This window comes from Vibrio anguillarum (assembly GCF_001989995.2).
In the GTDB taxonomy this organism is placed as follows: domain Bacteria; phylum Pseudomonadota; class Gammaproteobacteria; order Enterobacterales; family Vibrionaceae; genus Vibrio; species Vibrio anguillarum.
In genome coordinates this window covers 1-15,136 of the sequence record NZ_JAHGUP010000107.1, presented here as the reverse complement: position 1 = coordinate 15,136, position 15,136 = coordinate 1, and the positions used below count along the sequence as shown (strand labels likewise).

At 41.2% G+C, this 15,136-nt stretch carries 10 protein-coding genes and 1 pseudogene; 7 read left to right on the top strand and 4 right to left on the bottom strand.

The window, feature by feature from the left end:
* Positions 1–14: 14 nt before the first annotated feature.
* Positions 15–1,667: an ATP-binding protein gene (locus PL85_RS16975; protein WP_115339074.1), complete on the bottom strand. Its 1,653-nt coding sequence runs from the start codon at positions 1,665–1,667 to the stop codon at positions 15–17.
* A gap of 785 nt (positions 1,668–2,452) precedes the next feature.
* On the bottom strand, positions 2,453–3,493 hold the full coding sequence (locus PL85_RS16970; protein ID WP_115339075.1) for an IS110 family RNA-guided transposase: 1,041 nt from the start codon (positions 3,491–3,493) through the stop codon (positions 2,453–2,455).
* 306 nt (positions 3,494–3,799) lie between these two features.
* On the opposite strand from PL85_RS16970, the gene ltrA reads away from it, so the two are divergent.
* Positions 3,800–5,272, top strand: a complete 1,473-nt coding sequence (ltrA, locus tag PL85_RS16965; protein ID WP_019282658.1) for a group II intron reverse transcriptase/maturase — start codon at positions 3,800–3,802, stop codon at positions 5,270–5,272.
* A 1,171-nt stretch (positions 5,273–6,443) separates the two neighbouring features.
* Here ltrA and PL85_RS16960 read toward each other — a convergent pair.
* A pseudogene (locus PL85_RS16960) lies at positions 6,444–6,728 on the bottom strand (helix-turn-helix domain-containing protein); the annotation flags it as partial.
* A 113-nt stretch (positions 6,729–6,841) separates the two neighbouring features.
* Complete coding sequence (locus PL85_RS16955) at positions 6,842–9,202, bottom strand: DNA polymerase II (RefSeq protein WP_115339076.1); 2,361 nt, start codon at positions 9,200–9,202, stop codon at positions 6,842–6,844.
* A 211-nt stretch (positions 9,203–9,413) separates the two neighbouring features.
* Here PL85_RS16955 and PL85_RS16950 point away from each other — a divergent pair, with 211 nt between their 5' ends.
* From PL85_RS16950 to PL85_RS16925, 6 genes are all read left to right on the top strand, one after another.
* On the top strand, positions 9,414–9,713 hold the full coding sequence (locus PL85_RS16950; RefSeq protein ID WP_110166868.1) for a hypothetical protein: 300 nt from the start codon (positions 9,414–9,416) through the stop codon (positions 9,711–9,713).
* Positions 9,714–10,268: 555 nt separating this feature from the next.
* The gene (locus tag PL85_RS16945) at positions 10,269–10,850 is read left to right on the top strand and encodes a DUF2913 family protein (protein ID WP_088732585.1); all 582 of its coding nucleotides are present in this window, start codon (positions 10,269–10,271) and stop codon (positions 10,848–10,850) included.
* 478 nt (positions 10,851–11,328) lie between these two features.
* A complete protein-coding gene (locus PL85_RS16940; protein WP_088732586.1) occupies positions 11,329–11,802 on the top strand; it encodes an Hcp family type VI secretion system effector in 474 nt (157 codons plus the stop codon).
* Positions 11,799–12,575, top strand: a complete 777-nt coding sequence (locus PL85_RS16935; protein WP_115339077.1) for a DUF4225 domain-containing protein — start codon at positions 11,799–11,801, stop codon at positions 12,573–12,575. The genes PL85_RS16940 and PL85_RS16935 overlap by 4 nt, the downstream gene beginning before the upstream one ends.
* A gap of 964 nt (positions 12,576–13,539) precedes the next feature.
* Positions 13,540–14,367 carry a macro domain-containing protein gene (locus PL85_RS16930; RefSeq protein ID WP_147288180.1) on the top strand — a complete coding sequence of 276 codons (828 nt, stop codon included), beginning with the start codon at positions 13,540–13,542 and terminating at the stop codon, positions 14,365–14,367.
* A gap of 2 nt (positions 14,368–14,369) precedes the next feature.
* Entirely contained in the window at positions 14,370–14,885 is a 516-nt protein-coding gene (locus PL85_RS16925) for a TIR domain-containing protein (RefSeq protein WP_115339079.1), read from the top strand.
* Positions 14,886–15,136 lie beyond the last annotated feature (251 nt).

Here is a 15,136-nt window from a genome sequence, read left to right as displayed (position 1 = left end):
GGATCATGGGGCGCTTACGTATCATTTACTAGTATTGTAAGTATATCGGCAGTTTCAGGTGCAATGTATTCATCCGAGTACTCATCAATTTCAAGCTGTTTTTGCCTATTGTTCAACTCTTGAATTACCACTTTTCGTTTTCTGATTTCCTCAGAAACCTTTTTTCTTACGTCTATATTGCGTGGGTTGAAAATTAACAATTCTCGAATAGAATCCGCTAACTTGTAGCTATCAAAATCTTCTGACGTTGATTCTCTAGTGATCAACGTGGTTTTTGTTAGTTCATTAACAGCTTCAACAACGGCCTCATAACTTAAATCAAGGAGCTGCGACAGTTCAGTCCTATTCGAAACTTGTTGAGCGAAAATAGCTTCTAGAATAGAAACGGCAGTGTCATCTATCGCGTCAATTAAATTTTTATATGAGAACGATGCAATGTCTTTTTGAGATCGTTGAATAGACTCTGGTATATCATTTCCTTTCAAGTACAAGTCAACCGTTAGCCTAATTGCCAGTGGGTTATGATTCGCAGCTTTAGCTATGTCTTGTAGCGTTCTTTGCTGGATGTTCATAACGCCTCGTTTTCTAAAATAATTACGAGCCAATGCAACAGAGTGTTTTTGTTTTAGTGGTTCCAGAGGAACAGATGTCCCCGCCCCTAAAGAAACCCGACTTGTGACAAGAACCTTCCATCTAAGGGGTAGTTCTTGATTGAACTGCTGAAATTCGTGCTGAGATTCGATGAGCAATGTCTCTAAGTTATCAATACAAAGAAGGATTTTTTCATCGTTTAGTTCAACACATGCCTCTTCGAATGAACCAAAAGTACGCTCAGGATATAAATCTCTCAGTTCATTGAAGATGTGAGACTTTATTGAGTCAATATCTTTTACAGCATCTATCTTCCTAAGACCATCAGCAGTTAATTCTTCGTTCTTTAACGAGCAAAAAATTATTCGGTCAACTTGTTTAGAGAAAGAAGGGGTTAAACTAAGATCTTTGAGTAATTGTAGTACTAACGCAGTTTTTCCTATCCCTCCTGGTGCAACAATGGTAATAAGGTTTTCACGTGGTAGAAGCAAAAGTCGATTAAGTTCTTTAAACTCAGTTTCTCTTCCAAGTAATCCTGTTATTTCATGAGGGAACATTTTCGGTAGATTGTTTGGAATCGCCCATTTTACATCAGAGAACCAGCTTTGAGGGGGTTCATTCAGTTGTCCAGCTACTGCTGATGTAAGTGCTTCTGATACATTTTGTAGGCCCAACTTCTCAATAAGAGGATCGCTAGCTATTGTTGCAGCACGATACCAATAACAATCAGGGAAGGGGTTATTAGGGTGACAAACCGCATTACGAATATCAAAGATACCGAGTTGGTTTGCTAAAGCCTTTAGTGATACTAAATACTCCTCACATATAGTTCCTTTAGCAACATTCAAAGCAAAGTCAAAAACTTCACCTAAATAACTGGCCTGTAAGATCAAAGCAATCTGATCTTTTTCTAATGCGGCACCTTTTTTCTCAGACCGTTCAATTATGTTTTCAACGGCTCCTGTCGAAAGCTGATCGCCTAAGTGCTCTTTGTCGAGCACAAAGTTACCTAACGCCTTCTCAAGAGAAAATATAAGCATAGATGTCTTAATTCTGGTGATATCATCTTCTTGCATGCTAATGTCAACCTACCTAACTAATTTCTCACCATGATATGCACATCGGTTTGTATATCAAGTGTCACTCTCGGTTTTATTACATGAACTTAGAGCTCAGTCTTGTATTTACCTTTTAACTCCATTCAACCCAATAGATAGATGCCTAGATTCATATTTGGTCTGACAAAAGCGGGCTTTCAGAGAAATGCTATGGGAAGAGTTTCAAACTCATAATGGGGCGTGCGACGTGAGGTCGTATGAAGCGCTGTTCACCGCTTAATGTGTGAACCATCTGTATCACCAGATGAACCTAGGACTCTGAATAAAGTAGCGAGTCTGACAATGTAACGAAGGCTGGTCATGCACCAGTCGGGATCTAAATCGCGAGAGAACGATCCTCCTGATAACCACAATCGGGTGAGTGCTAGGTAGTCAGCATGATGAACATAAGTGAATCCGCATAAGGTGCGTTATATGATGAATCAGCGGAAGTGGTTAATACGCTGTGGCCAAAAGGCATGAGAGTCGGAAAGAGATTGCCCCGTGCTCTTTCGTGATCGTTGAACTCTCCGCACTTATATGGACTCCTCGTTTTAATCAATGCCTTTTCAAATATGACGATAGTTGCGCACTTATATACGGGCTCTTATTGGATAGCTATTCCTGCCCTTTGATGTGTTCGCCCCAATGGTTCAAGTCTATAGTGCAGTATCCGAATACTTTAGTGCGGAGCTGAATTCCATTGGTTGTCTTATCGCTTTATTTTATGCAAGCAATTGAATTAAAACTTTATTTAACGATGATTACGCTTGAATCGGCAATGGTTGATAGTCACTATCACTTTTTATGAGTGCAACGGCTGTTCTAACAGTTTTATTTGCCATAGCTATTGCGGCTATTTTCTTACCACGCCGCTCTACGATAGATTTTAGCCATCGTTCTTTCTCTGTTGTTGGAGCACGAAGTGTTACTTTGTACACTATGGACATTGCTCCTTGATACAAGAGACTTCTCAAGCGCTTATCTGCGCAACTTTTAGAAATATGCCCAATCCGCTCTTTGCCACCTGTAGAGTGTTGTTTAGGTGTTAATCCAATACAAGCAGAGGCATCTCTACTGTGTGTAAATTCTTTACCGTCACCTAAACGTATCATTAGACCTAGTGCTATAATTGGGCCTACACCCTCCAGTTTACTCAGCTTTTGACAAATTTTGTTTTGTTTGATGTGTTCTGTAATCAAACAGTCGTAGTATTCTATTTGGTCTGTTTGCATAGCTAATATATCAGCTTGTGAAGCTAATACCTGGCGTAAACTATCAGGCAAGCCATTTTCGGCATCTTCTAATATTTCTGGGATCCGTTTTACTAAAGGGGCTATTCCTTTAGGCAACACGATGCCATATTCGTTTAGGAACCCACGCATCTGATTACTGAGAGCTGTTCGCTGTGCTAATTGTAATGCTCGAGCGCGATCTAAGCACTGTAACCCTTGCTCATCTTCAGACATCAAATTACAACTGAATATATGAGGGAGAAGAGCGGCAACACCTACTGCATAAGCGTCGTTCTTATCCGTCTTTTGCTTAAGTTGTAGCCCTTTAACTGCTCGAGGTTGGATGATTTTTACCTCATGGCCGTTTCTTTTTGCTAAGCGGGCCCAGTAGTGCGAACCACCACAAGCTTCCATGGCCACCAAGGAAAACCTCTTCTTTCCAGTTAGCAGTTTAATCAAACTGTTACGACTAATAGCTTTGTTTAGGAGAACTTCACCGTTGTGTCTCATATAGCAAACTTGAAATGAGTTTTTCGCTAAGTCGATTGCAAGTAAAAGATTGTCTTCCATATCTGCTCTCCACAGTTTTATCAGATGTATCTATACCGTACTCCCCGGGGGGAGAGGAGTCCATACATCTATAGCGGGCATCTACACTGACATTGCGCGACATACGGAACACGGTAAGCCTGTATCACTCCCTCTGGGAAAGCCTTCGTGGCCGATAGTGATGCAGGTATAGGAGGTTGGAAAAAGCGAAGGCTGCATTGTAACGATGCAGATACAGATTCATATCTGATCACGAAAGTGGGCTGACTTCCGACTGGTCTTCCGTTGCAAGAGAATTTGAAGAACTTTATTCAAGGAGAAACGCAAATGATGATTTCAAAAGAGATTAGTGCCTCTCCTGACAGTGCTCAATGGCAATCCACCAATTGGAAAGACGTTGAATCTCATGTTTTAAAGCTTCAGATGCGTATTGCAAAGGCAACACGAGAAGGTAAACACAGCAAAGCGAAAGCGTTGCAGTGGATACTGACTCACTCGCGATCAGCAAAACTTCTTGCTGTTAAGCGGGTATCTCAAAATAAAGGCAGTAAAACGCCTGGAATTGATGGCGTTATCTGGAATACAGATACGCGCCGCATGAAAGCAGTCAATCAATTGAGCAGAAAAGCTTATCAAGCCAAACCGCTCAAGCGTATCTACATCCCCAAGAAAAATGGCAAGCTCAGACCACTGGGTATCCCCTGCATGGCCGATAGAGCGCAGCAAGCGCTTCATCTTCTTGCTCTGGAGCCTGTATCAGAAACACTTGCCGACCCTAACAGCTATGGATTTAGACCAAACCGCAGCACTGCCGATGCAGTCGCACAGTGCTTCAAGTGTCTGGCATTAAAGAAATCAGCTCAATGGGTTCTTGAGGGAGACATCAAAGCCTGTTTCGACAAGATCGGACATCAATGGCTTATGGACAACATTGCCGTAGATAAACGTATGTTGGAACAATGGCTAAAGTCTGGTTTTATAGACAAAGGGTTGTTCTATCGCACTGACGAGGGAACACCACAAGGTGGGGTCATATCTCCGACCTTGATGCTTATGACTCTTGCAGGGCTTGAGCAACGCATAAAGTCTACTGCACTAAAAAAGGGTGCTAGAGCCAACTTTATTGGATACGCCGACGATTTCGTCGTCACCTGTGCTTCAAAGGAAGTGCTGGAGAACGATATCAAACCGTTGATTGCTGATTTCTTAGCAGAAAGAGGCTTAACACTCTCCGAAGAGAAAACGCACATTACCCATATCAGCCGTGGTTTTGACTTCCTAGGTTTTAATCATAGGAAGTACAAAGGAAAACTGCTCATTAAACCGAGTAAATCCAACACTTTGATGCTCTTGAGTAACTTGCGCGAACTCATCAAAAAGCACGCAACCATCCCCGTTAACGATTTAATCAAGTTGATAAATCCGAAACTCAGGGGTTGGTCGAATTACTATCGACACTGCGTTGCAAAACAGGTATTCGGATTTGTAGGTCACAAGCTATTCCATACGTTATGGCACTGGGCTAAAAGGCGTCATCCAACAAAATCTAGAACTTGGATCGCCCTTAAATACTTCATCAACCGTCAAGGTCAATGGCAATTTCACGGTTGGCAGAAGATCATGAATATGGATTGTCAGTTCAATCTGTTCCAAATAGCTAAGGTGCCAATAGAGAGACATGTGAAAATCAGGAGTGCCGCTACGCCTTTTGATCCTCAATACCAAGAATACTTGGCTAAGAGAAAATCAAAGAAGCCATGCCGTAACTCTTGGCATGAGCCTGCTCTCGCTGCTTTATAAGTTGCTGGGTGCCATCAGGTGCCTTTGTGGAGGCTTGAGCCTAGTGCGGTGAAAGTTGCACGCTGGGTTCTTAGAGGGACGACACTTGGTAACAGGTGTCGTCTACTCGACAATTTCGTGTTACATACCCCGTCAGCACACCTTTGTCGGATAGACGGCACCTGTTGCCAGGTGCCACCCTCCTCAGAACCGTACGTGCAACTTTCACTGCATACGGCTCAAGCCTCCACAAAGGCACCGTTAAGTACCCAGTGATTAAATCGTTATAGGATTAGAGCGATACCAACAATTGATCACGGCACTAACCCTTCGTTTTAATTACCTTTGCGATACGCACTTGAAGCTTTAATACTTCCCCAATGGTCACTCAGTAGTTGATAGACCACGGTTCGTTGTAAGAAGACGCATTAATTTCATTTGAAATCATCATTTGCTTTTCTTCTTTAATAAAGTTCTTCAAACTCTTTCGCAACGGGAGACCAGTTAGAAGTCAGCTCGCTTTCGCGCCAGATACAAACCTGTATCCGCTTCGTTACAAAGCGGCATTCGCTTTTTCTAACCTCCTTTACCTGCATACCTATCGGCAATCTTCACAGACTGCTTTCCCATAGGGAGATATACAGGCTTACCCTGTTCCGTATGTCGCGTAAAATGTCAACTTAGATGCCCACAATGGTGCGGAGAGTACAATGACCACGAAAGAGCATTGTCCAATCTCTTTCCGACTCTCGTTGCCTTTTGGCTACAGCGTATTAACCACTTCCGCTGCTTCATCATATAACGCGCCTTAAATGGATTCACATTACATTCATCATATTGACTCCCTAGCACTTACCCGAACCGTGGTTTTCAGGAGGAACATCCTCTCACGATTTTGTTCCCACTCAGCCTGATAGCCAAGTTTCGTTACATTGTCAGATCCGCTGCTTTATTCAGGATCCTAGGGTCATCTGGTGATACAGATGGTTCACTCTTTCGTGGTGAACAACGCTTCATACGACTTCAGGTCGCACGGACAAAAGTGAGTTTCAAACTTTGTTGTCATACTTTTCTTAGATAGCCATGTTGATAGAACCTAAGTTTCGATCTTTATTGTCACAATTGACTTTTGGTAGCCATGATAGAAACGAGCTTTGGAAGTAGAAAAGTTTCAATCTTAGTTGTTCACCCACAGCTCGTTGCTTGTTCTCACTTGCCCGTGAGCAGGGAAATCGATGGCGTATTTGATAACGGCCTGTTCAGTTTCACTATCGACTCGGTTCTTCATGTTTGGTGTTCTGCGGCTCCGATTAATCAGAGCATCGATACCACCAGTTTCAACCAACTCCTGATAACGATAGAAGGTGTCTCTTGAAACGCCCATAACCTTACAGGCTCTAGAGACATTGCCAAGTTCTTCTGCAAGATTGAGAAGGCCAGCTTTGTGTTTAATGATTGGATTGCTAGTATGAAGCATGAGAGTTACCTCTTATTGTTTTTGATTACGGTTTAAGCACCTTTAATCAAAGTGGGTAACTCTCTTCTTTTCAAATTGAAGTGTCAGATCTAGTCTGAACTAATACATTTGACTTAAAACAGCCCTAATTGGGGTCCGCTTAGTTGCTTAAAGTCGTACCCTACGAAAGGTAAGATTGCTTCTGCAACCGGCTTTATCTGTTTTTCGATGTAGTGCTGATAGTCAATCGCACTTTCCAAATACTCTTTAGGCTCTGGGCCACTGACTGTCATTAAATACTCAATATACCCACGGTTTTGGTACTGCAACGGTCGTCCTAGGCGGGCGTTTTTCTCATCAGCTATACGCGCAGCTCGAACCTGTGGGGGAATATTCTTCTCGTATTCGTGGAGTCGTCGGTGCAATCGCTTTCGATAAATCAACATATTATCAAACTCACCAGCTTCGATTTGTTCAACCGTATTTTTCACGTAATCAGATGGGTCTTGGTCATGAAATACCATCATATAAAGTCTTTGCTGAAATTCTTGAGCCAGTTGTGTCCAGTCAGACCGTGCACTCTCAAGACCTTTGAATACAATTTTCTCATCGTTGTCTTTACTCACCAGACCTGCATAGCGTTTCTTCGAACCAGTTTCTGATCCACGAATGGTTGGCATCAAAAACTTGCGGTAGTGGGTTTCATATTCTAGATCCAAGAAAGAGTCGATCCCGAAACGTTGTTTTAGCTCTTGTTTCCACCAAGCATTTATGTACTTCACAAGTTTCTTGCCAATCTCATCAGCTTGTTGCTCTGAATAAGCACTATTAAGCGCAACAAAAGTCGAGTCTGTATCACCATAGATAACTTGATAACCTTGCTCCTCTACCAATTGTTTGGTGGTTTTCATGATTTCATGTCCACGCATTGTGATACTAGAAGCCAGACGTGTATCGAAGAAACGACACCCGGAAGAACCCAGCACACCATAAAACGAGTTCATAATGATTTTTAAGGCTTGAGAAAAGGCAAGATCATTGTTTTTTTTTGCTAGATCGCGCGCTTGCCAAATATCTTGAACCATCTTGGGTAGGACGTGTTTTTCTCGATGGAATTGTCCACCACGGAACCCTTCAATTGCTCTATCCAGCGTATTACCCGTTGGCAATCGTAGTCCTTCTATAAGCCCAAGAGGATCTATAAGATATGAGCGAATGATCGCCGGATAAAGGCTCTTGTAGTCAAGAACAAGGACCGAATCATAGAGGCCTGGGAGTGAGTCCATCACATAGCCACCAGGGGAAGCTATCCAGTCTTCAGAGTGCATGTTGGGTGCGACATAACCAGCACGATGCAGTTGGGGCAGGTAAAGGTTAGTGAAGGCCGCAACCGAACCACCTACGCGATCTAGCTCAAGCCCGGTTAGGCATGAGCGTTCAATGGCAAAATCTAATAGATGGGTTTTATCGAAGATTCGATTAACCAAAACGCAGTCTTGCAAGTTATATCTAGCCAAAGAGGGCTTATCCGATCGGAACATCTGATTGATCTCTTCCATTCGGTCATGGACGCTGTGAATGATTTTACCTTCACCTAACAACTCTTGTGATACGGACTCAAGCGACCAAGAGCGGAAATGGTAAGTCGCTGTCTTGAGCATATCAATGCCATCAATCACTACTCGCCCTGGAATCGAAATAAAACCTTGCTGGTTATTACCTGAGCGAAAGAATGCACTGCGACTATTACGACCGATGGCGAGTGGGACTTTATTCAACTGAGCGCGCTTATTCAATAAGCGAAAATCGAAATCGATAATATTCCATCCTACGATGACATCAGGATCGAATTGTTGAAACCACTGATTGAGAGTTAGTAGGAGGGCTTTTTCATCGGAGACCCATTGGATCGGTGTTTCCGCTGGCTCTGGTTGGCCAATCAGAATCACTCGGCTATCTCGCTCGCAATCAAGACCAATAGAATATAGCGCTCCTTTTTCCGAGCATTCAATATCGAGTGATACCACACACAAACTTGGCTTGAACTGGCTAGGACGACACTTGGCCTTCGTTATATAGAAATGATTACGACGTGCGAGTTGATGACCAGTAAACTCGATACTGCCTTTAATGAATCGCTCCATCAAATAACGGTCAGCGAGACGAATATCGCTTTCATAAGCGACAACGTCATTTTGTTTTAGTAGAGTTATTGCCGTATTAGCATCTTCAATAGTAACAAAGTAGCAAGCTACTACATTGTAATTCCGGAACGTCTTGAGTGGTAGAGATTTGAGTTCAAATTTAAGCCCTCGGCTAATGAGCAATGCTCTAGCATTCTTGGCATTGCTGACATCAATGAAAAAAGTTGGTCGCTCACCCTCAATATCCAGCAGTACAGGCCCTTGAGGGGTTGATACCCAAAGTTCGATAACGGTTTTGTTACCTCTGTCTCTTGCTTGTCGGGTTAAAACAAACCCCTGATTGATGTTCAATCGACTTCCTAAATTTTTGTGCTACAAACCACTATCTTAATGATGGTATCAAAAATCGTTGATAGAAAGATATATTGTTTAGAGACAAAGAGGATATGCTGACGCTGCAAATATACAAACTAATTTCAGCCTCATTAAATGACTTAGAACGAAAACTCATTCACACTTTGTTCGTTCGGGTAAATATTTCCATTGTATGTCAGGAGTTAATATGTTCTATGTCGGTGTTTGTCACTATTACGCAACTGGTGAAGGAGTCAAAATTTATGTCGCTAGCGGTAGTGAAGAATCAATCCGTAAAGCTATTCCAGAATACTTTCACCAAAGGCTCACTCTTTTAACCCCATCTGAATGGCTAAAAGCTTCAATTGGAGAGAGTAAATACCACCAATCGGATGTAAAAGTTCTTAAGACCTATTTACCAGTATTATGGAAACAAATTGAGGAAAGAGCCTTAGGAAGAGGATGCCAACTTAATTTTTTTATGGAGTACCATTTTAACTATGCCTAACTATCTATGCTTTTTTTATATCCGAAAACTATCGCTAATACAGGGGTCGATTAAGGCTCCTTTTGTCAATGTGACTCCACCTGACACGAATCGCTCCCTAAACGTGTTTAGATAATCGTGAAGCCTATCAATTAACTACCGAGGAATTCATCTTTCTAGTAAAAAGCATATAAAATATGAATGAGTTAGTAAATAAACCTTTATTAAGAATGGATTGTAGGTATTGTAAGTTTTTATACATATAAAAAATCAACATATAAAAGACGACATTTATATTGGCTTCCTCTTTAGATATGAACCGTATCGTTGGTACTGATAGTTTGGGTAAATCGTATAACCAGCAACATACTTATGAGCTGATAGCTTTAATTGAACAGATGAGTTAACCAAGAAGTTAACTCAGTTTGGACAAAAATCCGTTTCAGAAAATATAACATTAGCGATTCTTGAATAACGAAATGTATGGAAAATCGCTTCCTGAGTCATTATTGTGATTGATAAAGCACAGCAAGCCCCCGATTATATTAATAATCGAACCACAACATTATCTTGGCTATGCAAATCAAACGAGACTTTGACTACTACCACAACCTACACAATGTCATTACTCACGCCTTACTTCACTTGTTATGTAAAGTGTCAGCATCTCCCCGCTTTGTGCCAGTCGCAACGCGCAATGAAATCTTGATAAAATACCTCAAGCCTAAGCTCAACGATAAGTCTTTAACAAATATTAAAAAAGACATCAAACTGATGCTCAGCGTTGCGAGAAAAAAAGGCGGGAACCTAGAAATGAAACTGCATAAACTCAGCACTGAATCGAATCAAACGAAACTCGTCGGGGCTGAAAAGCTCTATAACCTACTCGTCCACCTTCATGATGAAGAAGGTATTGAGTCTCGGCTGTTTGAAGAAGGTAGCGAAGCGGAGCCTGGCATTCTTTACATGTTAGAAGAGCAAGTCGAACACAGTTTTGACCAAGAACATAACCAAGTGACACCGTTATCGATGCTTATCCAGCTAGAGCGTGCACCAGAGCTCATAAATTCGATTAACGCTCACGGTCTGTTCCTTGCCGAAATGAAAGAGTGGAACGCAGAGTTACATCAAGCCCATATTTTAGTGCACCCTACTTAAAACATGACGGCGACGATAACTGTCATATGACACTTCACCAGAAGGTGATACGAGAGTTAATAGAGCGCATCAAAATACGATGGCCGTGGTTTTCTTGCTGGTTTTGGATAAAAACGCGTCAGTGGTTTTTCTAATTTAGTAAATTATCGGTAACTGTAGTTATCACAAGCGTGCTGTATCAAGTTCTTCCCTTAAACTTAGGTCACCAGTTGTATCCAATCTTTGAGTCATTAAAACGAAATTCTATCTTCAAAAATACACGCCACTACTCCTTGAGATAAATTGAATTATCTAAGGTCAAATAGAAGTAGCAGAGTTTGACAAACCCAAGGGAGCAAGTCGCAGCATGCGCTTACCATTTTTCTTGCCATGCACATACATTGTGACCTTATGTCAAAATCTAATGTGCATATCTTATCTTTTCAGGTAATTAAAGATACAATATGAGCACTGCACCATAGACAATAAAAGGCATAACATGGCTCACACGGCATATCTCTCAGTTATCGGTAAAAAACAAGGTTGTATATCCCTTGGTTGCAACACGAAAGACTCTATAGGAAATAAGGCTCAAGTATCGCATTCAAATGAAATCACCGTTCTGGCGTGTAACTTCACCTTAAACAAACACGGCGGACCTGCCGAAGTCGTCATTACCAAACCCATTGATAAAGCCTCTCCACTTCTTGGTAATGCCTTTTCTAAACAAGAGCATTTACAGTGCACAATCAATTTCTTTCGTACTAATGAGCAAGGCTATAACGAAAACTTCTATACTATTGAGTTGGTTGACGCCTTAATTACCACCCTGTCTTTTGACCAACCTAACGTACTTAACTCTGGCGATGAAGATATGTCAGAAACCCTTCACCTCTCTTACCGAGACATCACTTGGAAACATAAAATAGCTGGCACTGAAGGTTATGAAACGTGGGAAAGAGACTTAGAATGAGAAACCAGACTGCGCCGGACACATGGGACATTCGAGAAGTCGAAAAGGCAGGAAAAGGACTCACTATGCAAGCCGTCACGCTGTCACACCGCTATATTTCGAATGGTGGGCTAAAGATGCAGTTTGTTCGTGACGTTGATCGTTTTGAACAATGCCTTGTTAACGACTTTAAGAACGGTAAAAAAAACAAAGAAACGGTATTCAAAGAACTTCGAAAAGAAAGACAAAACCTGATGGACCAAGGTGCCATAATCACCCAAAAAGGGATAGGTGTTATATCTGGGGTGATGCAGGTCGCAGCTGGCGCGGGGATCTGTTACTACTCTGCGGCTTATCTTTGTTCAATTGGTGCTTCACTGATGGCTCATGGCACAAATAACATGTATGAAAATGGCAAATACTTTTGGGATGACGATGAGAATGCCACGGGGCTAGTTCGAGAAAGTTATCAGAATATTGCGGAATTTTTCGGCTACTCAAAATCTTATGGGGACATCGCTTACTATGGCGCCGATTTAGCCATGTCAGCTTATGGATTAGTGGCCAAAACCACCACAGCTAAAAATGCCGCAGAGGCGTATCAAATTGCCTCCAAACCTAACCTAAAGCCAATGCTATGGACAAGAACCCCAAAAGCCAAGCAGTTTAAGTTATTTAGGTACAGCTCAGAGGACTACTTAAGGGGATATCAAGCAATGAGTAAATCCGCATTAGGTGTCGAAATGGGAGCAGACTATTACAACATCGATGCCATAAAGGATTCGAGCAATTGAAAGAAGTTCTATTTTTTTTGTTTACACTGATACTGCTAATTATCTTAAAGCGGATTTCTTATTGCTCATTTAGAAATTCTTTATACATTTTCACTTACGTCGTTCTTGTAATTGGATTCGTTGCCGGTAATTATTATTCTATTTTCATGAATGGAACACTATTAATGGGCACACTACCAAGCATATCATTCAAACAAAATGAATTAATCCGGTGGTTTAGCATTGTCGTGTGTTTATATTTAGGGCTATTAATCCCCAAAAGAGGGTGATATGCATAATTTCGGCCATTCAAAATCTTATAAGGGTATAGCTTACTATGGCACAGATTTAGCCATGTAGCTTATGAATTAGTGACCAAAATTTCTGTATGAAACCGTTTGTCTTTAAACATTAATCGTCATTTTCGTGTTTCATGCGCCGTTCAACAAACCTTTGGACAGAACCTTCTTAGAGTATTTATTTAAATTAGCAAAAAACGGATTATTTTTGATATGGTAAAACCTGTTCATATTAGTATCTACAGTCCACACGTATATAGCAATCGACCACCTAGTAAACTAAGGACTTCCCACGTATTGACAGAGTTGCTAGGTCGATATTGGAGCTACAGCAACTTGTCAGTGACTTAAAGGCAATAGAAATTGCACTATCAGCAATCGAGTAGACAGATTCGGCATCGGGAAAGGCTTTTGTCGAGATGCTTGCTGCGTTTGAAATGCACATTAGATGTGAGCACCAAATGGAGGAAATCTCTGTCGTTTAAGTGGTCGGTAAGTACAAGGAGCGAATGCCGTTTTAACAACGATAAGATAGAAGATTTTCTCCCTCTACGAACAGCACGATCCGATAACCTCAATATTTAGAATGTTGTAACAGTTTGATCTGAATCTGCTTTTTTCATTGACTTGTGATCTATGATTTCTTTTCATGCACAAAAGTTACCACGGTGACGAATAAGGGTTCCATGAAAAAAGTTAATTTTTGCGATGCTCAATTAAGGCAGAACTACTTTGCTGTTCTGTCCCTGATAGGACTTATAACCTCTTTCTGCTTAATTGTGATTAAGGTTCCTGATGAGAACAGCACCAGATTTACTATCGGGGTATGTCTCGCTCTGTTCCTGTCCGCTGTATATGTTTATATGTGGTTCAGCGCAAATTCACGAAAATGCGCATCACTGACAATCAACAACTCTAAGATCGATATAAAAGTTGGTGATATCTTCAGTACTGAGGGGTTGAAGGTAATTGCTTTTAATGAATACTTCGACTCTATCGTTGATAATGATATTATTAGTGAAGGCTCGCTTAATGGCATTTACATTAATACTCAGGTCGATGACTTAGCCGAATTCGACAATACACTCGATAACAACAGCGCCCTTAACAAAAAAGTTATTGATACAAATAATGACCGTGAAAAAGGTAAAAATAAAAAATACAAACTTGGCACAATCTACGAAAAAGATGATTTTCTCTTAACTGCATTTTCAAAGTTTGACGTTGACAATAGAGCCTATTTGAACATCGATGACTACATTAATTTTTTGCTCAATTTTTGGAATGAAGTTGACATTATCTATTCCGGCCGTTCAGTTGTTATCCCTCTTCTGGGCTCAGGCATTACCAGATTTAAAGGCTACGATACCATCTCAGAACAAGAGTTACTTGAGTTGCTGATATGGTCATTCAAAGTTAGTCGAATGAAGTTCACTTACCCTTCCACAGTAACCATTTTGATCCACGAATCCAAAGCTGACAAAATTAATTTCTACGCATTACAAGGAGATTAACCTTGACTAGACGGACAAAAACATATTTAGCCGCTGAATGGGACGGTGACAGAAATGCCATCGAGCAACTTCACAAATGGAATGACAGTAACTTTTGGTCTCTATCTTTCACTGACGCCCATGACATAACGCAGGCTCGAGATGGTAGTTTAAATTGCAGTATAAAGACTTCCCTTAATACCAGGATAGATGCTTCGAAAACATTCGTTCTCATTGTTGGCTCAAATACAAAAACAGCTAGAAATGGCAGTTGTCAGTACTGTGGTAGCTACAACGCCTATCAAAGTCGATGTGTCCGGGGGAAAACCGTTAGTTATAGCAGCTACATAGAGCATGAGTGCGCTAAAGCTGTTCGTGACAATTTAAAGATTGTTGTTTTATATAATGCAGCATCAATTGACAAAAATAAGTGTCCAGAGGTCATTAGATATTCAGGAACTCACAAGGCGATGCAATATATAGAAAACTCTAAACGATACTGGGATTACAACGCCGTAAAAGATGCGATAACCAATTAATGAACTAGTTAGTTACCACTCTCGTAATCAGGGCGGGAGCATACTTTGCTTGTTAATTGAGCAGCATGTTAGTTAGCTTAAAATCTGACTCATTTTTGTTTCAAAATCCCAAAACAAGCAAACACAGAAGTGCAAATACCAATCAAACTGCCTCCGTCTTGAGCGATTTGGTTAGTATGCTCTCACTCTGCCCTCGTAACAAGTTTGTTTAAAGCTAGTTAGCCGATAGAATGTAAGCGCCCCATGATCCC